Source organism: Vibrio rarus, assembly GCF_024347075.1.
Taxonomy (GTDB): Bacteria; Pseudomonadota; Gammaproteobacteria; order Enterobacterales; family Vibrionaceae; genus Vibrio; species Vibrio rarus.
In genome coordinates this window covers 415646-437518 of the sequence record NZ_AP024900.1, presented here as the reverse complement: position 1 = coordinate 437518, position 21873 = coordinate 415646, and the positions used below count along the sequence as shown (strand labels likewise).

The 21873-nt window shown below is 42.6% G+C and carries 17 protein-coding genes, 1 pseudogene and 1 other annotated feature; of the genes and pseudogenes, 10 read left to right on the top strand and 8 right to left on the bottom strand.

Translation table 11 applies throughout. The features are described 5' to 3' along the window. Positions 1-230: 230 nt before the first annotated feature. The gene (locus OCU56_RS02060; protein ID WP_261873929.1) at positions 231-746 is read right to left on the bottom strand and encodes a hypothetical protein; all 516 of its coding nucleotides are present in this window, start codon (positions 744-746) and stop codon (positions 231-233) included. 446 nt (positions 747-1192) lie between these two features. Between OCU56_RS02060 and OCU56_RS02055 the strand changes: the two genes are divergently transcribed. The 6 genes from OCU56_RS02055 (at position 1193) to OCU56_RS02030 (ending at position 3572) form a co-directional block, all read left to right on the top strand. Then, entirely contained in the window at positions 1193-1324 is a 132-nt protein-coding gene (locus OCU56_RS02055) for a hypothetical protein (protein ID WP_261873928.1), read from the top strand. Positions 1325-1378: 54 nt separating this feature from the next. Then, a complete protein-coding gene (locus OCU56_RS02050) occupies positions 1379-1732 on the top strand; it encodes an integrase domain-containing protein (RefSeq protein WP_261873927.1) in 354 nt (117 codons plus the stop codon). Positions 1733-1783: 51 nt separating this feature from the next. Then, positions 1784-2080 carry a hypothetical protein gene (locus OCU56_RS02045; RefSeq protein WP_261873926.1) on the top strand — a complete coding sequence of 99 codons (297 nt, stop codon included), beginning with the start codon at positions 1784-1786 and terminating at the stop codon, positions 2078-2080. Between the two features lie 311 nt (positions 2081-2391). Further along, a complete protein-coding gene (locus OCU56_RS02040; RefSeq protein ID WP_261873925.1) occupies positions 2392-2670 on the top strand; it encodes a hypothetical protein in 279 nt (92 codons plus the stop codon). 15 nt (positions 2671-2685) lie between these two features. After that, on the top strand, positions 2686-3150 hold the full coding sequence (locus OCU56_RS02035) for a hypothetical protein (RefSeq protein ID WP_261873924.1): 465 nt from the start codon (positions 2686-2688) through the stop codon (positions 3148-3150). Continuing rightward, positions 3147-3572, top strand: coding sequence for a hypothetical protein (locus OCU56_RS02030; protein WP_261873923.1), 426 nt, complete (start codon positions 3147-3149; stop codon positions 3570-3572). Before OCU56_RS02035 ends, OCU56_RS02030 begins: the two co-directional genes overlap by 4 nt. Positions 3573-3921: 349 nt before the next feature. On the opposite strand, the pseudogene OCU56_RS02025 reads toward OCU56_RS02030, so the two are convergent. The 4 genes and pseudogenes from OCU56_RS02025 to thrA all read right to left on the bottom strand — a co-directional run. Then, positions 3922-4083, bottom strand: a pseudogene (locus OCU56_RS02025) (ParB family protein); the annotation flags it as partial. Positions 4084-4389: 306 nt separating this feature from the next. Then, positions 4390-5670 carry a threonine synthase gene (gene thrC, locus OCU56_RS02020; protein WP_261873922.1) on the bottom strand — a complete coding sequence of 427 codons (1281 nt, stop codon included), beginning with the start codon at positions 5668-5670 and terminating at the stop codon, positions 4390-4392. After that, positions 5667-6629, bottom strand: coding sequence for a homoserine kinase (thrB, locus tag OCU56_RS02015; protein WP_261873921.1), 963 nt, complete (start codon positions 6627-6629; stop codon positions 5667-5669). The genes thrC and thrB overlap by 4 nt, the downstream gene beginning before the upstream one ends. A gap of 2 nt (positions 6630-6631) precedes the next feature. Next, the gene (gene thrA / locus OCU56_RS02010; RefSeq protein ID WP_261873920.1) at positions 6632-9091 is read right to left on the bottom strand and encodes a bifunctional aspartate kinase/homoserine dehydrogenase I; all 2460 of its coding nucleotides are present in this window, start codon (positions 9089-9091) and stop codon (positions 6632-6634) included. A gap of 28 nt (positions 9092-9119) precedes the next feature. Next, positions 9120-9236, bottom strand: a sequence feature (Thr leader region). A gap of 265 nt (positions 9237-9501) precedes the next feature. Here thrA and OCU56_RS02005 point away from each other — a divergent pair. Together OCU56_RS02005 and arcA are read left to right on the top strand one after the other, a co-directional pair. Continuing rightward, entirely contained in the window at positions 9502-10014 is a 513-nt protein-coding gene (locus OCU56_RS02005) for a hypothetical protein (RefSeq protein WP_261873919.1), read from the top strand. Between the two features lie 392 nt (positions 10015-10406). Beyond that, positions 10407-11123 carry a two-component system response regulator ArcA gene (gene arcA / locus OCU56_RS02000; protein ID WP_261873918.1) on the top strand — a complete coding sequence of 239 codons (717 nt, stop codon included), beginning with the start codon at positions 10407-10409 and terminating at the stop codon, positions 11121-11123. A 236-nt stretch (positions 11124-11359) separates the two neighbouring features. Here arcA and OCU56_RS01995 read toward each other — a convergent pair whose 3' ends face one another. The 3 genes from OCU56_RS01995 to OCU56_RS01985 form a co-directional block, all read right to left on the bottom strand. Next, positions 11360-11824 carry a hypothetical protein gene (locus OCU56_RS01995; RefSeq protein ID WP_261873917.1) on the bottom strand — a complete coding sequence of 155 codons (465 nt, stop codon included), beginning with the start codon at positions 11822-11824 and terminating at the stop codon, positions 11360-11362. A gap of 50 nt (positions 11825-11874) precedes the next feature. Next, complete coding sequence (arcB, locus tag OCU56_RS01990) at positions 11875-14244, bottom strand: aerobic respiration two-component sensor histidine kinase ArcB (RefSeq protein WP_261873916.1); 2370 nt, start codon at positions 14242-14244, stop codon at positions 11875-11877. A 110-nt stretch (positions 14245-14354) separates the two neighbouring features. Further along, positions 14355-15299 carry a TIGR01212 family radical SAM protein gene (locus OCU56_RS01985; RefSeq protein WP_261873915.1) on the bottom strand — a complete coding sequence of 315 codons (945 nt, stop codon included), beginning with the start codon at positions 15297-15299 and terminating at the stop codon, positions 14355-14357. Between the two features lie 530 nt (positions 15300-15829). On the opposite strand from OCU56_RS01985, the gene gltB reads away from it, so the two are divergent. Beyond that, positions 15830-20371, top strand: coding sequence for a glutamate synthase large subunit (gltB, locus tag OCU56_RS01980; RefSeq protein WP_261874753.1), 4542 nt, complete (start codon positions 15830-15832; stop codon positions 20369-20371). A gap of 2 nt (positions 20372-20373) precedes the next feature. Then, positions 20374-21843 (top strand): glutamate synthase subunit beta, encoded by a 1470-nt coding sequence (locus OCU56_RS01975; protein WP_261873914.1) that lies wholly within the window; start codon positions 20374-20376, stop codon positions 21841-21843. Positions 21844-21873: the final 30 nt, after the last annotated feature.

Sequence of the window (21873 nt, the reverse complement as noted above, 5' to 3'; positions counted from 1 at the left end):
TTGTCCGAGCCGCTGCTTTATTCAGGCTCGTAGGTTCATCTGGTGATACAGACGGTTCACTCATAAAGCGGTGAACAACGCTTCATACGACTTCAGGTCGCACGGACAAAAATGAGTTACGGAGAATCTAATATTAGCAAAACATGAATAACTTTTTTATCCCAAAATGTAAAAGACCACCGTTGGATGCAGTGGTCAAATTGTAAGGAGCCGCCCTTCTCTGCCCGCAGTTAATAGATTTCTCTAAATAATTGCTCGAAGATGAAGTGCACTAACAACTTTTGGTCTTGCGTTAATTTTAGCTCATCCCCAAAGGTGTGGTGTGGCAGGTACTTGTATTTGAAAAACACATGCCCCTTGTCATTTCTCATTCCAATAAAAGAACGCTCGTACAGATCTTCCAGTACTCTTTCAGCATCTAAACTGGCTTTATTAAGCTCTGGAATAATATCCCCTACAGTAGGTTCTGTTTTATTGATAATTGATAGAGTGCTCAATATAGAGTCTATCTCTCTGTCTGAATAAAACGATGAAAGTTCACTTTTAAACTCATCTCTTACGTATGTGCCGAACTGAACAACAAGCTTGTCTGTCTCTTCTTTGGTCAGAGGGTAGCTATACTCTCGCTGACTTAATGGTGAAAAGTAGGCTATTAACCTTAAGTAGGGAAAACGCACACACCCTAAAATGTGTAGAGCATTTGATCTAACAAGTTGTGGGGTAGAAGCGTTGTAGAGTAGTCGCACTAAGGCACTCTTGTCCCAATCTGGCCTGTAATACCTGCTGGTAATGAACACTAAAAGCAAAATGAGTCAGTCTAGTTAGCTACTTCTACAGGGGTGACTATATGTATTTATGTTCTTTGAACAAGTTGCTGATGGACAACCAGTAATCATTTGCATGTTCCCGTCGCGATTGGATATGGATACTCGCTGACTGGATTAGGGAGTGGCTACAACTTCCTGTAAGCTTAAGTTTTCTCGTTGCGTATCTAGCTATACCTTTCTGCCATATCAGTTAATCGTTCTTTAATTTCGTTTACTAATATTTTTGGTGATTCTGCGATAGTGTCCGATGAAAACCTCAACACCCACCCAACGGCGTTCGTGACTTCAGTAAGCCGAACTTTGGTTTACGCTCTAGGCAGATAGATAAAGCGCTTATCAACGCTTCGCTTGAGCAGTTAGGGAGGGTGAAAAACAATACTCATGCGGTAAGGTTGCCTGCTTGTCGTGAATTTGCTGATTTTTTAAAGCGTCATACCGATGTGAAGCGACTGGATAAAGTCGATAAATCTCATGTGATGCTTTTTGGTGAATATTAACGAGAGCGATTTGAATCTGACAATGGGTTCACAGCAAGTTCGGCAAGAGACTATTTGAGTCATATTAATGTTTGCATGCAGCAAGCTAGAGGTGACAGCAAAACTAAGGTGCTGGCGACTAAAGAGTTGGATCATCCTCAAAAATCAGGCATTGCCACAGTGGATGCCTCGGTTAATGACGCTCTTCATCAGCGCATTTTGTCAAAAGCCTCTGAGCCATTGGCGGTGATGGCCGACCTGCAACGTCAATTTGGTTTACGGCAACGAGAGGCTGCGCTGTTAGACAGTGCTAAAGCACTCGGTGATGCGATGAATCATGGGAATATATGCGTTTCTAGAGGCACTAAAGGTGGGCAACCACGGGAAGTAGCATGCAATAAAGAGGGGAAATATCAAGCGCTTCAATGAGGAGCACAGCACCAAGCACAAACAGGGCATGACAACCTTGTTCCAGTCACTATGAGTATAAAATCATTTCAGTCGTGGGCATGGCGCGAGCATCAACGTATCGATCCAACCTATAAAACCCACGGTGAGCGAAAGCACTTTGCTTGTGAGTATTATCTGGCATTAACTCGCGTATTGCCGCCAGTGAAGGCAGGTGTTGCTCATGGTAAGGCGCACCATGAGTACATGGCCTCGCAACTCAACATCTTACTTCAACAAGCGCGAGAGTTAGATAAAGAGGCTCGTATGACCATCTCCAAATCATTGGGTCATCATCGAGTTAACATCACTTCAGCGTACCTTGGCTAAAAAGGCATGCCATAAGCCTGCATCAAAGTGCTGTTAAGAGAGAATAATAGAATAAAGCTGTGTGATGACTTAGGCCCTCAATAGTATTGAGGGCCTTTTTTTTACTACTATAGTGATTATAGATTAGCGTTACGATTGCTAATAAATTTAATCTTTTCTACTTACATTTAAATGTGCAATAAAAAAGCCTTTAGAATCAATGTGATGCAATGGGTTTCCCATAAAACCCAAAAAATGCGTAAAAAAGAACTTTACATTAACCCAGTTGTCAGTCATTATAACCCCATCAACTTAACCCGTGGAGATTAAAGATGGCTAGAACAAGACACATTCAGATGCGTATGAGCGAGAGAGCAATTAACGACCAGATGTTGGATATCGTTGAAAAATTTGGCGTTGATGATGGTGATAAAATCATCCTTAACAAAAAAGCAATTGATAGCGCCTTAACTTCTTTAAAAAGAATTTCTCAAAACATGCAAAAGATGTCTCAGAGAGGCGGTTTAGTTCTAGTTAAATCAGGTGATCTTGATATAACCACATATGCACTAGGTTCATTTAATAAAAAATTATCTAACAAAATACACTGATATACGAGGTTAGTTTTGAAAAAAAATAATAAAGAAATAGAAGTTGAAAAATTAAATTTAACTGAAGATGAAAAAATCATTGAAAGAGAGCGTTATGAATTATTTCTTAAAAGTTTAGCTGAGAATAGTTTCTACGCCAAAAGCCCAAACAAAAAGTCATCTCAATTTAATATGACATTTCATAGAAATGATCTAATTGTCATGGATGAGCTAGCAAAAAAATTATCAGTAAAAAGATCAGAGATAATAGGTGCATTAGTTAGTGATTGGGTTGTAAAGCTTTTTTTAGAAATGCCTCAAGTGGACATAATTCCCATATTGAGGCATGTAGAAAAGGAAATATCTGAACATTATGTTCATCATTATGAAGGTAAAACATGGGAGTGGAAACTATCATTTTTACACGAATCGTATGGCTATGTTGAACATGACGAGGCTCAAATAAAAAAATCACTAATCACAAGGAAAGAAAGCAAATGAGTATAGATATCAAGGAGTTGTTCGGAATCTTATCTGAAAGAAAAAAAGAAAAAATGCATGATGATGAGTTACAAACACTCTCGGTTAGGCTTACACCAGAAATTGGCATAATGCTAAAAACATTATCTATGGATAATATTTTAAATTTCCCTATATCGACTACATTTAGAGAGGTTATGTCTAACGAACTTCATGACATTATAATAGAAAAAACAAGTAGTGAAGAAAATCTTTCATCATTAAATGAGCTTATTAATTCAATTAATGACAGAAATGATATTGTAGAAAACGCTAATATAAATAATGCGTTCAATTTAATAAAGTCATCTAAATACTTAGAATATAGAAAAAATGAACTTGACCTTTCTGGATTTTTTGCAAATGATCGAGATGAAGATGGCAATATGAAAAAAGAGGGTTAATGTATTGTTAAATATACGAACTAATAATGGTTCAATTAATATATCAACATCGATTCTAGAAAAAGATAACTACTCAGTACTTAGAAACAACTGCAATGAATTAGCCAGAGTGTTTAATGAGAAAGGCATTAATGGTGATTTCTATGTAGAAACACATAGATACGAAAATTATAAAACGTATATTGATTGGAATGATTTCAGTGTGAAAAAAAATGACGGCACTGTAATAAAAGTAACTTTTAATAGGCATACCTGTACTAGTATGCATGCAGCGTAACAGAGTTCGCTCTTAGAGTGATTAGATTTTTACAAACGCCAGCCTAACCAGGCTGGCGTTTTTTGACGAATCTTATTGCCCCTCAAGAACCTTCTTAATAGCCTCATCCAACTCAGCCTGAACCTCTTTCGATAACCGGCCAAACTCATACGAGAAATTACGACCTGTCACCTTCTTGCGAGCAAACATCCCTTTGCTGTCAAACTCAGCTAGCGAAGTAACAGTAGTCATATCGAGGAATCAAAGCCGAAAGACTGCATTCAGACTCATTGGATGAATTATTTGTAACTATAAAATTCGAGCTTAAGACATAAACCATTGTAATTATTACTTTATTTCATATCACCCTACGATTTCAGGCGTTTCTACTTAAGGGTAAGGCATTGAAATTAAAAGAATAAAAAAGGGATCTAAGTCAAACTCAGCTCCCCATAACTTATCAGCCTAGCTAAAGCTAGGTTTTTTTATGCCCAAATCATGTTCCAAATATAAAAACGACGCGTTTGCGTCGTTTTTGTTCCATAAGGAGTAAAGTTAAGGTTATTGAACTTTTCTCAACACCCCTTTCAACAGCTCAAAGTCATTGGTCAAATCTTCTGAAAGTAGCTCCATTACCGCATGTTTAGCCAAAGGCCCTGGCAGTTCAATATCGCTACCTAAAATCTCATCGACAACCTCTTTAAACTTGGCTGGATGCGCTGTACATAAGAACAATCCCGTTTCACCTTCTTGCAACTGCTCTTGTAGTGAACGGTATGCAATGGCGCCGTGTGGCTCACACAAATAGCCTAAGTCATGTAGCTCTTTAACACTGGCCGCACTTTGCGCGTCTGTCACCGCAGCACTACCTAAGGTATCTAAGCCCCAACCTTTACGCTGGCATAGCTCTTCAATTCGAGGCCAGTTGTTAGGTTGACTCACATCCATTGCATTTGATGTTGTCGCGATCGTTGGCTTAGGCTGCCACTGGCCTGTTTTCAGGTAACGTGGCACTGTGTCGTTGACATTGGTGGCGGCAATAAATCGCTTAATAGGTAATCCAAGCGCTTTTGCTAATAAGCCGGCCGTTAAGTTACCAAAATTACCACTGGGTACTGATATGACTAAGTTCTCTCTCTCGGCTTTGCTCAATTGCGCGGCAGCTTCAAAGTAATAACAGATTTGCGCCATCAAACGACTGATATTAATTGAGTTTGCAGAGTTAAGACCGATTTCTTGACGTAAAGCTTCATCATCAAACGCTTGCTTAACTAGCGCTTGGCAATCATCAAAGTCCCCTTCAATGGCCACTGTATGGATATTTTTACCTAATGTGCAAAATAGTTTCTCTTGTAGAGGGCTGATCTTGCCCTTCGGATACAAGATAACGACATTGATGTTTTCCATGCCATAAAACGCATGCGCTACAGCCGCGCCAGTATCACCTGACGTGGCGGTAAGGATGGTGATTTTGCCACCTTCAGACACAGTAGCCAGTGACTGAGCCATAAAACGACCGCCAAAATCTTTAAATGCCAGTGTTGGCCCATGAAATAGCTCTAACGCATAAGTGCCGTCTTTAACTTGCTTGATCGGAGCTGGAAATTGAAAGGCCGACTCGACCATTTGCGTCACTTGAGTCTTGGTGAGTTCATCACCTATCAATGCTGAAAGTATTTTACTGCTTCGAGTAATAAAATCTTCTTCAAGTAGCTGATCAATATTATCCAGTTGTGGAATATCGGTTGGGAAAAACAGCCCTTGATTACGACCTAAACCTTGGCGAACCGCTTGTCCAAAAGAGACTTGTTCGTCATTTTCTTTGATATTGTACAGCTTCATAATTTACTTCCTGTTCCCTTCGAGCCCTGCTTATCTATTTGGCAGATGTGCACGAATCCTTCGTCATTTTGTACATAATTTGCTTCAAGCCAGGCTTTAACTCGCGTAGCCACCTCTAAACTATCACAGATAGTGAACATTGTGGGTCCACTGCCAGAAATTCCTGAGGTCAAAGCCCCTGCGGTTAACGCAAACTCACGAGCTTGGGCAAAGCCGGGTAATAGTCGTTGCCGATAAGGTTCGGCGATAACATCTTTAATCATTTTCGCCGCCAACTCAGATTGCCCTGAGTAGCTGGCATGAATAAACCCTGCAAGGTGTCTGCCGTGGGCAATAATATCTTGTCTACGGTATTGAGCTGGCAATATTTCACGAGCGGCGGCCGTTGAGACCGTTATGCCTGGATAAGCCATCACCCAGTACCAATTGTCAAAGCTTGGCACTTCTTGACTAATGATACCTAGCTCTTCCACCATTAATTGCACGCCACCTAAGTAGCAAGGTGCTACATTGTCATAATGCACTCCGCCCGAGATTTCACCTTCCATCTCCCCCATAAGTGCCAATAGCTCTGTGGGGTTTAATGGCTGTTCATGAAATTGATTTAATGCATCCAAAGCGGCAACAATCGAACAGGCACTCGAGCCTAATCCGGAACCAATAGGCATGTTCTTTTCTAGTGTCATTTCTAGGTTACGCATAGGTAAACCTTTACTCGACACCTCTCTGGCAAACACTTGCCAGCAGCGGTACACAATATTTTGTTTTGCATCCGCAGGTAGCTTACTCACAAAACTACCTGCGGTTTTTAAATTAAACTCTGTATCACCTAAAGCGACCATCACTCGGTCACCGAGTAATGTCCCATCCACAGGAGATACGGCGGCACCAAGTACATCAAAGCCAACACTCACATTACCTATGGATGCAGGGGCATAAACGCAAACACTCTCTTTCATGCTTAGCTCCCTAACTTCCAGCCTAATGTACGCATCACATCAGAGAATACGCCTGCAGCCGTCACCTCTGTACCCGCACCATAACCACGCATAACCAATGGAATAGGTTGGTAGTAGCGGCTATAAAATGCCAGCGCATTTTCACCATCTTTCACTTTATATAGAGGATCGTCTTCATCTACAGCTGCAATAGTCACTCGGCATTTACCCTCCGCAATTTCGCCTACATAGCGTAGTACTTTCCCTTCTTTGGCTGCGGTTTGTGACAACTCAGTGAAATAGGCATCCGCTTCGGGTAGTCGTGCAACAAATTCATCAATTGAACCCGAATCATCAAAGCCAGGTGGTAGAGCTTGATCCACAACCACATCTTCTAGCTCAATGGACATCCCCGTTTCACGGGCAAGAATTAGGAGTTTACGGGCCACATCCATACCGGATAAATCGTCTCTAGGATCTGGCTCTGTAAAGCCGTTTTCCATGGCGACTTTCGTCGCTTCACTCAAGGTCATACCTTCATCTAACTTACCAAAGATGAAAGAAAGTGAACCGGACAAAATACCATTGAATTTAACCAGTTCATCCCCTGCACTAATCAGGTTTTGCAGGTTTTCTATTACGGGTAGACCCGCTCCTACTGTAGTTTCATACATCAATTTACGACGCGATGAGCGTGCCACCTGACGCAATTGATGATAGTAAGACATGCTGGCTGTGTTGGCTTTTTTGTTTGGTGTCACCACATGGAAGCCCGCTTGCAAAAATTCAGCGTATTGACTTGCAACATGTTCACTTGATGTACAGTCCACCAGTACAGGATTGATAATATGATTACGTTGCACCATAGCGCTCACAGATTCCAAGCTAAACGCTTCACTGGCATCACTCATACGATCACGCCACTGTTCCAGCTTTAGTCCTTCACCATCAAGGAGCATACCTTGGCTATTGGCGAGCGCACACACTCGAATCACAATGCCTTTTTTGGCTAACTTCTGTTGCTGACGAGCCACCTGATCCACCAGTTCACCACCGACACCGCCAACACCAACAACAAACAGATCAAGAAACTGTTTCGAGTTAAATAGATTCTCATGACACGCTTTAATGGCTTTTGCTACTTTATCTTCTGGTATCACTGCCGAAATCGCGCGTTCAGAAGATCCTTGGGCAATCGCCACGATATTTACATTCACTTGCGTAAGTGAGGTAAAGAACTTTGACGCCACTCCGCGAGACGTGCGCATACCATCTCCCACTAGTGTCAAAATGGCTACGTTATCAATAAAGTCAACCGGCTCTAATAAACTCTCTTTAAGCTCTAACTCAAAGGCCTCTTCTAGTACCTCTTTGGCACGCAGACGATCCGCCGCTTCAATACAAAAGCTAATACTGTATTCAGAAGAAGACTGTGTAATAAGGACAATAGAAATCCCAGCAGAAGACATAGCGCCAAACACTCGGCTAGCCATACCTACCATGCCCTTCATTCCAGGGCCTGATACATTGACCATGGTGAGCTCATTAAGGGTCGTAATCCCCTTAATCGCTAGGTTATCTTCGCCAGTATCTAGGCCAATTAATGTCCCTGCCCCTTGTGGGTTAAAACTGTTTTTAATTAAACAAGGAATATTATATTGGGCAATAGGCGCAATGGTTTTCGGATGAAGCACCGATGCACCAAAGTAAGAAAGCTCCATCGCTTCTTGATAGCTAAGAGATTTTAATAAACGAGCGTCTTCAACCAAACGAGGGTCACAGTTGTACACGCCATCCACATCAGTCCAAATCTCACAGCAATCTGCACGTAGGCAAGCAGCAAGCACTGCGGCTGAGTAGTCAGAACCATTACGACCCAATGTCACCAATTCACCCTTTGCATTACCGGCAGTAAAGCCTGGCATTAAATGCACTTCATCTTTAGGTAAAGGGGACTGCACAAAGTTTTGTGTGGAAACATCCACATCAACCATAGCTTCTAGGTAATCACCTTTAGCAAATAGATATTGAACAGGATCAATCAGCCCCGCGGCCTGACCTTTGGCTTGCAATACCGCTTTCATCAAGCGAATAGATACTTTTTCACCCTTACTGATGATGCGAGCATTCACATTGTTAGGGCACATTCCTAGTAGTTGTATTCCTTGTACAAACTCAACTAGATTGGCTAACGACTCTTCCACTTGCGCATCAAATTCATCCAAGTTTATGTTAGGAAGCACTTGCTTGATGTTGTGTGATAATTCATTGAAAGAGTGGCGTAACTCCTTAATTTGAAGGTCCGCACCTTGTTTCTCAAGAGCTGCATCGATAATTGCGACAAGCTTATTGGTTGTTTTACCTGGGGCGGACAACACAACAGCCAACTCTTCCTGATCCGCATTATTTGCAATGATATTCGCTGCTCGCAGAAACCTATCTGCATCCGCTAGCGAAGAGCCTCCAAATTTTAATACTCGCATTCCATTCTCCATGAGCTAAAAATTGTAATAAAAAAAGGCCTGTATCTGGTGAGATACAGGCCTTTTTTGTAAAATGTTTCTTTCAGCAGCCTGCCCCAACACTAATGGTGCTGGTAATAATCGTTGTGGTAATCAGGCTACGTGTATTCATTCGGTTTGCATTACTATCTATTTTTTATCTGTCTATATATATCTACCTATTTTAAGTTAATTCGTCAACGATAAATTAACAATTAAACCAAATTTTCATATTTAGCTCTCATTGAAATGAAAGTAAACTCATAACAGGTTGAAGGGTAAGGATAAAAAATCTCGACCACTTATCTTTAACAGAAAAGAGACCTTGGAATGGAAAATGTTGATTTCTCCTACCATAATTAGGATTCTTCAATGGATTGAGATGAGGCAAAATGCGATTACACTTTCGTCAAACTATGTTGCTCACTCTTTCTATTATCTTACTGCTTTGTGCATCGCAAGTGCATGGTGCCAATGGTGTCTCCAGCGATCTCTCCCCTCAAGCATCGACCATTGCGCTCAACTCCCACTCTCCTCATCGGTTTTTTATGTCTGCTGACTCAAGCCTTGGGGAAACGTTTGACGAATGGAAAATGGATACTGGATACGCTTATTCCGTTCTCGAAAATATCGACCTCTATATAGCTACTCGCATCTCAAACTCTTCAGAAGAGCAAGGAAGTCGCGGTTTTCTCAGTGGTGTTAATTATAAATTTAACCATAAAATTTCACTCAACAGCGCTATTTATGCCAGCCCTGATTTTAAAGCAGAAAGCCTCACAAACTCTGTTGGTGCCGAAGTATCAGGGAAATATATGCTGACAGACAGTTTAAACCTAAAAGCCACCATCGATTATGAAGATTGGCAGAGCGCAATCGAAGTTAAACTCGGTTTTAGTTTTTAACGTCACTGCCACATTTAAAAAAAGTGGCTCTTTTCAGCCTTTCCACGCTTGCATAGTTTTTCATCCACCCCAACAAAAATTGAGCTTCATCACGTATTTTCGTTACCTTTTCAACAGATTGTTAAAATTAACGATTGATTTAAATCAACAAAGTAAAATAAATTAACAACAAGCGATTGTTAGCAAGCTGTTAAGTAGGTATGATGCGCACTTAATTTGGCTAAGAATGAAAGATACTCACGGATTCAAGTTATCTTTATATTTCCAGGGAGGGGAGCATCAAGGTTGATACGGCTTATGATCAAATAAGCACAAAATGATTACCTTAATGTTATTTTTTGCCTAAGATTTAATATATATAGAACCCATTACACACAGTTTAGGTATAGCCAATGCAAACCCCTAACATTCTTATCGTTGAAGACGAACAAGTTACACGTAGCACTCTTAAGAGCATTTTTGAAGCGGAAGGATACAGCGTATTCGAAGCAACTGATGGTGACTCAATGCATCAGATCATTTCAGAAAACTCTGTCAACTTGGTGATAATGGACATCAACCTTCCAGGTAAAAATGGTCTACTTTTAGCTCGTGAACTCAGAGAGCAAGCAAACGTAGCTTTGATGTTCTTAACCGGCCGTGATAACGAAGTTGATAAAATTTTAGGTCTTGAAATCGGTGCTGATGATTACATCACCAAACCTTTCAACCCTCGCGAATTAACTATTCGTGCACGTAACCTACTTTCTCGCTCAATGAGCGTAAATAAAGAAGGCGAAGAAACTAAGAACGTTGAAAAATACACATTCAACGGCTGGGTTTTGGATATTAATAGCCGCTCATTGATCAATCCAAATGGCGAAGGCTATAAATTGCCTCGCTCAGAGTTTCGTGCCCTACTTCACTTCTGTGAAAATTCAGGCAAAATCCAAACTCGTGCTGAATTGCTGAAGAAAATGACAGGACGTGAGCTTAAGCCTCATGACCGTACTGTTGATGTGACTATTCGTCGTATTCGCAAACATTTTGAGTCTGTTGCAGGTACACCAGAAATCATTGCCACTATCCATGGTGAAGGTTACCGTTTTTGTGGTGATTTAGACGCTTAATCTATCCCGCATACAGCAGAAAATAAAAAACCCAGTGTTGAACTGGGTTTTTTTATGTCATCTGTTTTTATATCAACCACACTAAGTAAGTGGTCAGAAATAGCGCAGGAAAAATGCTCAAAAACAAGGCCGGATTTTTCGATAAGTCTTTATTCTACAATCAAAAATTCTAACGCAGTTATCGAGTATTTTAACACGCTAGAATGGCCCGTTATTTAATACGATTGGCATTACTATTAATGAACGATATCAATCTTAATGGACTTTTCTACTAACCATATATTTTGTGTGTCACTTTTAAGCTCAATCGCAACATCAGCGACAGAAAGCGCCCCCTCAAAATGGTCGTCTTGTTTGAAGGATATTTTCCACTGCCCCTCATTCACCGCTTCCACATCAAAAGCATCTTTGGCCACTTTCAGGATTTCACTATCATGTCTAATCCAAATAGAAGCGACGGCTAAATCAGATGGAATGGCCTTATCTGAGGTTAGAATCAAAGTCCCCTGTAAAGGCATTAGATGCGTCTGATCAAACGTGGGCATTTTGTTACCCCATACATTAGACTCTAATGTTACTGTCGTTTGCTCTACTTCTGTTGTGGCCTGTGCTTTTTCCCACGGAACATCACTGCCAGTCATAGCGCAGCCAAACAACAATATAGAACCAAGTAATGTGGCTCCAAGTACTTTAATTTTCATAGAACACTCCTATTCACAAATCATTGTCGGTACAACGATTAATGCCCCTATTATTTATCAAACTCTCGCTCAATCCAATCAATAAGAATCTCAATATCGCTGTTATAGCTATTTTTTATTTCATCAATCCAGTCATTAATGTTTTCCCACCAAGCGGGTAACTCCGGAGATTGAGCTTGCTGCGCGACAACTTGAATATGCTTAAGACCCACAGAACCTGCCGCACCTTTAATCTTGTGCGCCTCAGAGACAATAGATTTTTGATCTTTCGCCGCTAGGTTGGAATCAAGAATTGCCACATACCCTGGCATCATTTCTTTAAATAACTGCACGCTGTCCAATACTGGCTTTTTACCAACAATATCAATATATGAGCGCAACATCTCTTTATCGATGAGCTCATCTAAACACACTTCATCCGTACTTTGCTCTTCTAATACCGCCTTGGTGGCATGCGTTTTTTCATCAACGATCTGATCGTCTAGATAGCACAGTTTATTCAATACTTTCTTCAGTGCTTTAGCCGATAACGGTTTGCTAATAGCGTCCTGCATACCCGCTTCTTTATAGGCGGTCTTATCTTTTACTAGGTTAGCAGTGAGGGCAACAATTGGCGGCAAATTGGTGTAACGGCTTTGCAGCTCTTTGGCAATATCAAAACCTGTCATGTCGGGGAGTTGGATGTCGAGTAGCACCAAATCATAATCGGTCGGTTCAAACGTACTTAACGCTTCTTTACCCGTCATCGCCACATCAACCGTGTGTCCAAAGCTAGTAATCAGAGAACTTGCTACGGTAATATTCAGTTCGATATCTTCAATCATAAAAATAGACAGTGGACGTTGTAGCGATGGTTGCTCATCGATGACCTCTATAGCACCTGCCCCCACGGGTACGGTAATATCCACATAGAAGGTACTACCGTGTCCTAACTCACTGGTGGCATAAAGTTCGCCTCCCATTTTTCGCACTAAAGATTGCGACACAGCTAGACCGATACCAGTACCGACGGCATGTAGGTGGCCCTGTTCTGATTTCACCTGATAATACATGGCAAAAATCTTCTCCAGTTCAGATTCTGGGATTCCCACCCCTGTATCTTCTATTTCAAAGCGAATGGCCACGTTATTATCTTCTACAGGTTCCACACTGACGTTAACAAATACGCCACCGTCACTGGTAAATTTTATTGCGTTACTAATTAGGTTCCACAGTACTTGGCGCAACCGAGTCGCGTCCACGATAACGCTCTCCGGCATATCCGTCAGGCGTTCCAACTCAAATCTTAAACTTTTCTGCTCTGCCATTAACCGCGATAAGCTGTCCAACTCAACCACAAAATCGTTAAAATTCAACTCTGACGGCACAAGCTCAAGTTTATTACGGTCAAACTTATCAATATCGATAATATCGTTAAAAATATGCCCTAAGGTAATGGCACTCACATTAATGGTTTGCAGGTATTGGCGCTGTTCTTTATCTAAGCTCGTACCAAGGAGCATTCGACTCAACCCCACGATTCCATTCAGTGGTGTACGTAATTCATGACTAATGGTAGAGATAAAGGTGGTCTTATCTCGACTGGCTTTTTCTAATGACTTTTCATTTAGCTTACGTTCGGTAATATCTCGCCCAAACCCCACTAGCCCTAAATGTTGCCCTTCTTTATTAAAGAATGGCACTTTACGCAACTCAAAGTACGCCTTTCGCCCATCAGGGTACTCAAGCCATTGTTCATAAATAAGTTCTTCTTTATTTTCAAATACAACCAGATCCGTTTCTACAATTTGCTGTGCGACTTCCTTTTTATAGACTTGCCAAGGTGTTAACCCCACCAGTTCCCCTTCTTTCTTACCGGTTAGTATTTCCACCGCTTGGTTACACCCAGAAAACACACCATCAGCGGTTCGGTAGTAAAATAAGTCGGGGCAAGCATCAATAAATGAGCGTAGCAAGGCGGTTCTTTCCGACAAGGCAATTTGCGTAACCTCTCGTTGAATCACTTCATGCTCAAGATCGACCATGGCTTGCTCTCGGGATTCTTCCGCGGCAAGGCGCTCTTTCATTTCTAAATTGAGTTGCTGTATATTTTGTTTTAGCTTGCTGTTTAAATCTAAATCTCGCTCACGCATGTCACTAAGTTTGGAGACCAATTTAGATAAACGTCGCCGTGACTCTTCAAGTTGCTCCACCACAATAGAAATAAAATAGACGGCACAAGGGGTCATGATTAAGCCAAAGGCTAGTGAGCGAAGCATGTGCTTATATTCAAAGGTCTCCCCTAACACCCAACTTATGCCCATTTGCACCATAAGAGCTAAGGTAATAAGGGCTAAAGCAAGGAGAAATGAGAATCGGAAGATCCCAAGTCTTACTAAGAGATCCACATAATATTGAGAGTAGGTTTTCAGCTGTTTCATTAAGCAGTCCGGTTACAAGGGCTGCGCTTAGTTTATCTTGCCTTACACTAAAAGTAAGTAAGACAAGAGTGTAATTTAGAGGTGAGCGTCGTCATTAGAGGCGCTACAGGTTACGATTGATTAAGGATCGGCTGGGTAAAGATAAACGGTTGTTGAATAAGAGAGCCTTGCGCCCCTTCTTTCGCCAATCTACGACCAATTTCTGTCATGCCTAACCAGCGGTTTTCACACCATAATGGTGATAGTAAGGTAGGCCTACGAGCCGCGGATGAGACGCGATGATATACCACCTCTGGTGGTGTCATACGAATCAAATGTGAGGCGATATCCACATATTCCTCTAACTCTAGTGTTTCCAGCTTTCCTGCTTTCCACGCTTTAGCCATAGTGCTCCCTTCGACAATATGCAGACTGTGTAGCTTTATACCGTCAGTACCTACCTGTAACACCTTTTGTAATGTTTCGATATTATCTTGCTTGGTTTCTTTTGGTAAGCCAACAATCAGATGAGTACAGACTTTAATGCCGTGTTGACGTGCTTTACGAGTGATGTCGGCATAACATTCAAAATCATGACCACGGTTAATGCGTTTCAAAGTCTGATTGTTGGCGGTTTGCAACCCCAACTCAAGCCAGATTTCATACCCTTTTTGCTTATATTCCACCAGCAAGTCCATCACTGCATCCGGCACACAGTCAGGGCGAGTGCCCACACAAAGCCCCACTATATCCGTAGACTCTAAAGCATCTTCATACATGCTTCTTAAAGCTTGTACTTCAGCAAAAGTATTCGTGTAGGCCTGAAAGTATGCGAAATATTTCTTCGCTCTTTTTACTTCTTTAGAACGATGACTTAATTGAACTTGTATGGCTTGAGCTTGTGTTGTTTCATCGACAAAAGATGACACATTACAAAAAGTGCAACCACCACGCCCAATAGTACCGTCACGATTTGGGCAACTAAACCCACCATGTAACGTTAATTTGTGTACCTTTTCACCATAGCGACGCTGAAGATCTTGCCCTAAGGTGTTAACTAGTTCGTGTAGTTGCATTGGAATCGTAACCTATGAAATTGTTATACGGTTGACAGCCTGTCGTGAAACTAAATTACATCCCTATATTCTATATATGAACGGGTCGCGCATTTTAACACCGCAATTTCTTATATCGAAGGGGATTTTTCACACTAAATATTCATCCTATATAATGCATGTGCATAGAAACGCAATAAAGCTACCTAAATACAACTCGTACCTGTTCAGAAAAAATCCATTTTGGTGCAACTTTAGTTGGAATTAAGCTAGACAAAATTGTAGGATAGTTACAACTATTGCCTAAATTAGATCCAGTTATAGTGCTCAATTTAGACTAATAGTCGGTCATATTCCTACCCTACCTCTATAAGGCTCTAAGAATCAGAAGCTAAATACTGGAAATGACCAAGGAATGTTTTTCTCGCAACTTTTTCAGCGAGAGACTGAATGGATGCAGGCTAATACACACATTAGCCCTATATTAAGACAATTATAAGGAATGGCATGGGATGACTCCCACTGTCGCATTAGATTGGAAGGATTTACCTATGTTGGATAGAGAGCAAACGGCCCAAGGTTTATATACTCCTGAATTGGAGCATGATGCTTGTGGTATCGGTTTTGTTGCACACCTTAAAAACCGAAAATCTCATCGGGTAGTAACTCAAGCTCTGGATATGCTTGCTCGTATGGAGCACCGTGGCGGTCAAGGCTGCGATCCATGTTCAGGTGATGGCGCAGGTATCCTGTTGCAAAAACCCCATGAGTTCTTATTAGAAGAGACAGTTAAACTTGGCATTCGCCTGCCTTCTTTTGAAAAGTACGGTGTTGGTGTGGTGTTGTTTCCTCGTGATGAATATAAACGAGCACAGTGCCGCGATATACTAGAGCGTAACGCACAGCGACTTGACCTTGAAGTATTAGGTTATCGTGTATTGCCTACAGACAACTCAATGCTGGGTGCCGACCCATTGAGCACTGAGCCTCAATTCGAGCATGTCTTTATTACTGGTGGCGCAAGCACAACACCAGAAGAACTAGAAAGAAAACTGTACGTACTACGTAACTACACTGTACGCGTTTGCCTTGAAAGCGTTTCTAACATTGGTGATGACTTCTATATTAACTCTTTGTCTTATAAGACTTTGGTTTATAAAGGTCAGCTAACCACAGAGCAAGTACCTCAATACTTCCTCGACCTACAAAATCCAACGATGGTGACGGCGCTAGCTTTAGTTCACTCTCGTTTCTCAACCAACACCTTCCCAAGATGGCGTTTGGCTCAGCCTTTCCGTTATATTGCGCACAACGGTGAAATTAACACGGTTCGCGGTAACTTAAACTGGATGAAAGCTCGTGAAGCGATCCTAGAGTCTGACCTATTCAGCCAAGCTGAAATCGACATGCTGTTGCCAATCTGTCAAGAAGGTGGCTCGGATTCATCGAACTTTGATATGGCATTAGAGCTTCTTGTGCTCTCTGGCCGTACTCTGCCACATGCTCTTATGATGTTAATTCCAGAAGCATGGCAAGAAAATAAAAACATGGATCCTAAGCGTCGTGCGTTCTACCAATACCACGCTAACATCATGGAACCTTGGGATGGCCCAGCGTCAGTCTGCTTTACCGATGGTGTACAAGTAGGGGCAACGTTGGACCGTAACGGTCTTCGTCCATCACGTTATACCGTGACCAAAGACAATTTCTTAGTCATGGCATCAGAATCTGGTGTGGTTGAAATTGAACCAGAAAACGTTGAGTTCCGTGGCCGTCTGCAACCTGGACGTATCTTTGTTGCCGACCTAGAGCAAGGCCGAATTATCTCTGATGAAGAAGTCAAAGATTCTATCGCTAACGCACAGCCATACGAAACTTGGGTTGAAGAAAACCTGCTCAGTTTGAAAAAACTGCCCGATGCAGAGAATGAATTTAACCAACCATCTCCTGAGCGCTTGCTACACAAACAACAGTCGTTTGGTGTTAGCTCAGAAGAAGTCAATGAAATTATTGTACCTATGGCAAAAGATGGCAAAGAGCCACTTTCTGCAATGGGTGCCGATTGGCCTCTCGCCATTCTGTCTCATCAATCTCAACATCTATCGAACTACTTTAAACAGTTGTTTGCTCAGGTAACTAACCCGCCAATCGATCCAATTCGTGAACGCATGGTGATGTCTCTGAATACTTACCTTGGTAAAGACCATAACCTGTTAACAGAAACCCCTGAACACTGTCAAAAAGTAGAGCTAGAATCTCCGGTTCTTTCTAACTCTGAACTTGAGAAGCTTCGTGCTATCGATAACGAGCACTTACAATCTAAGACGCTTGATATTGTATTCCAAGCCAGTGAAGACAAAGGAAAACTAGAACGTGCACTAAAGCGTATCTGCCAATATGCCGAAGATGCCGTCGTAGATGGTTACTCCATCATTCTTCTTACTGACCGTGCAGTAAACTCTAACCACGCAGCAATACCTGCGATGCTTGCAGTCGGTGCGGTACACCACCACTTAATCCGTAAAGGGTTACGTGCTAAGTGTGACATTGTGGTTGAAACTGGTGACGCTCGCGAAACCCACCACTTTGCAACTCTCATCGGCTATGGTGCCAATGCAATCAACCCTTACCTAGTTATCGAAACTATGGTGGAATTGCAACGCACTAAGAAGCTTGACCCTGAAGCGAGCATCAAAGCGCTGTTTGAAAACTACCGTAAAGGTGTCAATGGCGGCCTACTGAAGATCTTCTCAAAAATGGGCATTTCAACACTGCAGTCATACCATGGTGCGCAAATCTTTGAAGCCCTCGGTGTTAGCAAGTCAGTGGTTGATAAGTACTTCACTGGGACCGTTTCTCGTATTCAAGGCCTCACCATTGATGATATCGCTAAAGAAGTCATGGTGCGTCACCGTATTGGTTACCCAACCCGCGAGATCCCAGTTCAATTATTGGATGTAGGTGGTGTTTATCAGTGGAAACAACGCGGTGAAAAACACCTGTTTAACCCTGAAACTATTTCCCTATTGCAACAGTCAACACGCAACAAAGACTTTGACCAATTTAAGCAATACACCAGCGCAGTAGATAGCCAAGGTGATAATGCGGCAACGTTACGTAGCCAGTTAGACTTTGTGAAAAATCCTGCAGGCTCTATTCCACTAGAAGAAGTAGAACCTATCGAGAGCATCCTAAAGCGTTTTGCTACTGGTGCTATGTCATTTGGTTCTATCTCTTACGAGGCACACTCAACACTTGCTGTTGCGATGAACCGCATTGGCGCGAAATCAAACTCAGGTGAAGGTGGTGAAGATCCAACTCGCTTTGAACGCAAAGAAAATGGCGACTGGGAACGTTCTGCAATCAAACAGGTTGCATCAGGACGCTTCGGTGTTACCTCTTACTACCTAACGAACTCTGAAGAGATTCAGATTAAGATGGCGCAAGGTGCGAAGCCTGGTGAAGGTGGGCAGTTACCTGGTGATAAAGTGGATGACTGGATCGGTGCCACTCGCCACTCCACTCCAGGAGTTGGCCTAATTTCGCCACCGCCTCACCACGATATTTACTCAATCGAAGATTTGGCTCAGTTGATCTACGATTTGAAAAATGCCAACCGTGCTGGACGCGTTAACGTGAAACTCGTATCGGAAGCGGGCGTCGGCACTATCGCATCGGGCGTAGCAAAAGCGAAAGCAGATGTTGTGCTTATTGCAGGCTTTGATGGCGGTACAGGGGCATCGCCTATGTCTTCAATTCGCCATACGGGTTTGCCGTGGGAACTCGGTCTTGCTGAAACTCACCAAACACTACTGAAAAACGGTCTACGTAACCGTATCGTTGTTCAGTCTGATGGTCAGATGAAAACACCTCGTGACCTTGCAGTAGCCACGTTATTGGGTGCTGAAGAATGGGGCGTAGCTACCGCAGCACTTGTGGTTGAAGGTTGTATCATGATGCGTAAGTGTCATAAAAACACCTGTCCTGTTGGTATCGCAACGCAAAACAAAACTCTGCGTGAACGTTTTGATGGTCGCGTAGACGACGTTGTTACCTTCTTCCAATACATGGCTGAAGGTCTACGTGAAATCATGGCAGAGCTTGGCTTCCGTACTATCCAAGAGATGGTCGGTCAGTCACACAAACTAAAAGTGCGTGAAGATATTGCTCACTGGAAATACAAAAATCTCGATCTAACACCTGTTCTACATGTAGAACCTGCTCGTGCAGAAGATGGCATTTATAATCAGATTGAGCAAAACCATAATCTGGAAGAAGTTCTTGACCGCAAACTTATTCAAGCTGCCATTCCTGCTCTTGAAAAAGGCACTGCTGTAGAGGCTGAGTTCCCAATTATTAACACGGATCGAAGCGTAGGCACCATGTTGTCCAACGAAATTTCGAAAGTGTATAAAGACCAAGGTCTTCCGCAGCCGATGAACGTTAAATTCAACGGTAGCGCAGGTCAGTCTTTTGGTGCATTCCTTGCTAAAGGCGTTAAGTTTGAAGTCGAAGGTGATGCTAACGATTACTGGGGTAAAGGCTTATCTGGCGGTACCTTAGTACTGTACCCAGATGTTAACTCTAATATTGTGCCTGAAGACAACATCGTTGTTGGTAACGTTTGTTTCTATGGTGCGACCTCTGGTGAGTCTTTCATTCGTGGCCTTGCGGGCGAGCGCTTCTGTGTTCGTAACTCTGGCGCCAAAGTAGTGGTTGAAGGTATCGGTGACCACGGTTGTGAATACATGACTGGTGGTGCGGCTATTATCCTTGGCTCTACAGGTCGCAACTTTGCCGCCGGCATGAGTGGCGGTGTGGCTTATGTATGGGACAAAAATGGTGACTTTGAAAGCAAGCTCAATGCTGAGCTAGTGGATCTCGATCCAATCGAAGCAGAAGATAAAGCTCTACTGGAAGAAATGCTAACTAAACATGTTCAATTCACAGGAAGTGAGGTTGCTAAGTCGTTCCTTGATAACTTTGAAGTGAGCTTGCAGTCGATGGTGAAAGTGATGCCACGAGACTACAAAGCTGTTCTACAAAAGAATAAGGAACAAGCACAGCAACAAACCGAAGCGGAGGCAGTTTAATCATGGGTAAGCCTACTGGATTTATGGAGCATGGTCGCGAGCTACCACAAAAACGTGACCCGTCTGTTCGTATTGAAGACAACAAAGAGTTTGTCCTCAACGAAGAGTTTGGTGAAAAAATCAATACTCAAGCATCACGCTGTATGGACTGTGGCGTTCCTTTCTGCCACAGCGGTTGCCCAATTGGCAACATCATTCCTGAGTTTAATGATGCGGTTTACCGTGACAGCTGGGAAGAAGCGTGGAACATTCTAAGTTCCACCAACAACTTCCCTGAGTTTACAGGTCGCGTATGCCCTTCTCCGTGTGAGTCAGCTTGTGTACTGGGTATCAATCAAGACCCTATTACTATCTGTAATATCGAGAAGACTATCGTTGAACGAGCGTATAAAGAAGGCTATGCCAAGCCTAAAAAACCACGCTCTCGTTCAGGAAAAAGCATTGCTATCATCGGCAGTGGTCCTGCTGGTCTTTCCGCGGCAGAGCAACTCAATAGTGCCGGGCACTGTGTGACTGTTTTTGAGCGTGATGAAAAAGTCGGTGGCCTACTGCGTTTTGGTATTCCTGACTTTAAACTGGGTATGGACATCATTGACCGTAAAATTAACCTAATGGCGGAAGCTGGGGTTAAATTTGAAGTTAACGCGCACATTGGCGTGGATATCAATGCTCAGCAATTGCGCCAAGATTTTGATGTGGTGTTATTGACTGGTGGCTCGACTGTGCCACGGGATCTTCCTATTCCAGGCCGTGACCTAAAAGGGGTTCATTTTGCTATGGAATTCCTTGGTCAAAACAACCGCCGTGCCAACAATATGGACCTAAAAACGGAAGAGATTCACGTTGCAGGTAAGCATGTGGTTGTTATCGGTGGCGGTGATACTGGCTCTGACTGTGTGGGTACGTCTAACCGCCATAAAGCGGCCAGCATTACTCAGGTTGAAATCATGCCGATTCCACCAGAGAAACGCCCTGCAAACATGCCTTGGCCTCAATACCCAATGATCATGAAAACAACCACTTCTCACGAAGAAGGTTGTGAACGTCATTGGAATATTTTGACTAAAGAGTTCATTGCTAACGATAAAGGCCAAGTAACCGGTCTGCGCATTGCTGACATCGTTTGGCAAGATGCAGCGCCAGGTGAGCGTCCATCGTTTAATGAAGTCCCAGGCAGTGAACGCATCATTGATTGTGATTACGCATTCCTAGCAATGGGCTTTTTACACCCAGAACCTAATGGTGTGCTAGCCCAACTGGATATCCACCTCGATGAGCGCGGTAATGTCGCAGCAAATGGCTTTGAGACTAACCAAAAAGGCATATTTGCCGCAGGTGATATGCGTACCGGTCAATCGTTAGTGGTTCGCTGTATCAACGAAGGTCGTGAATGTGCTATTGCCATTGACCAATACTTAATGCAAAGCTCCAACTTAGAAGCAAAAGCGGATTCATTGATGCTTTCTGAGTAAGACCAATCACTGTAAATAAGTGATTAGAAA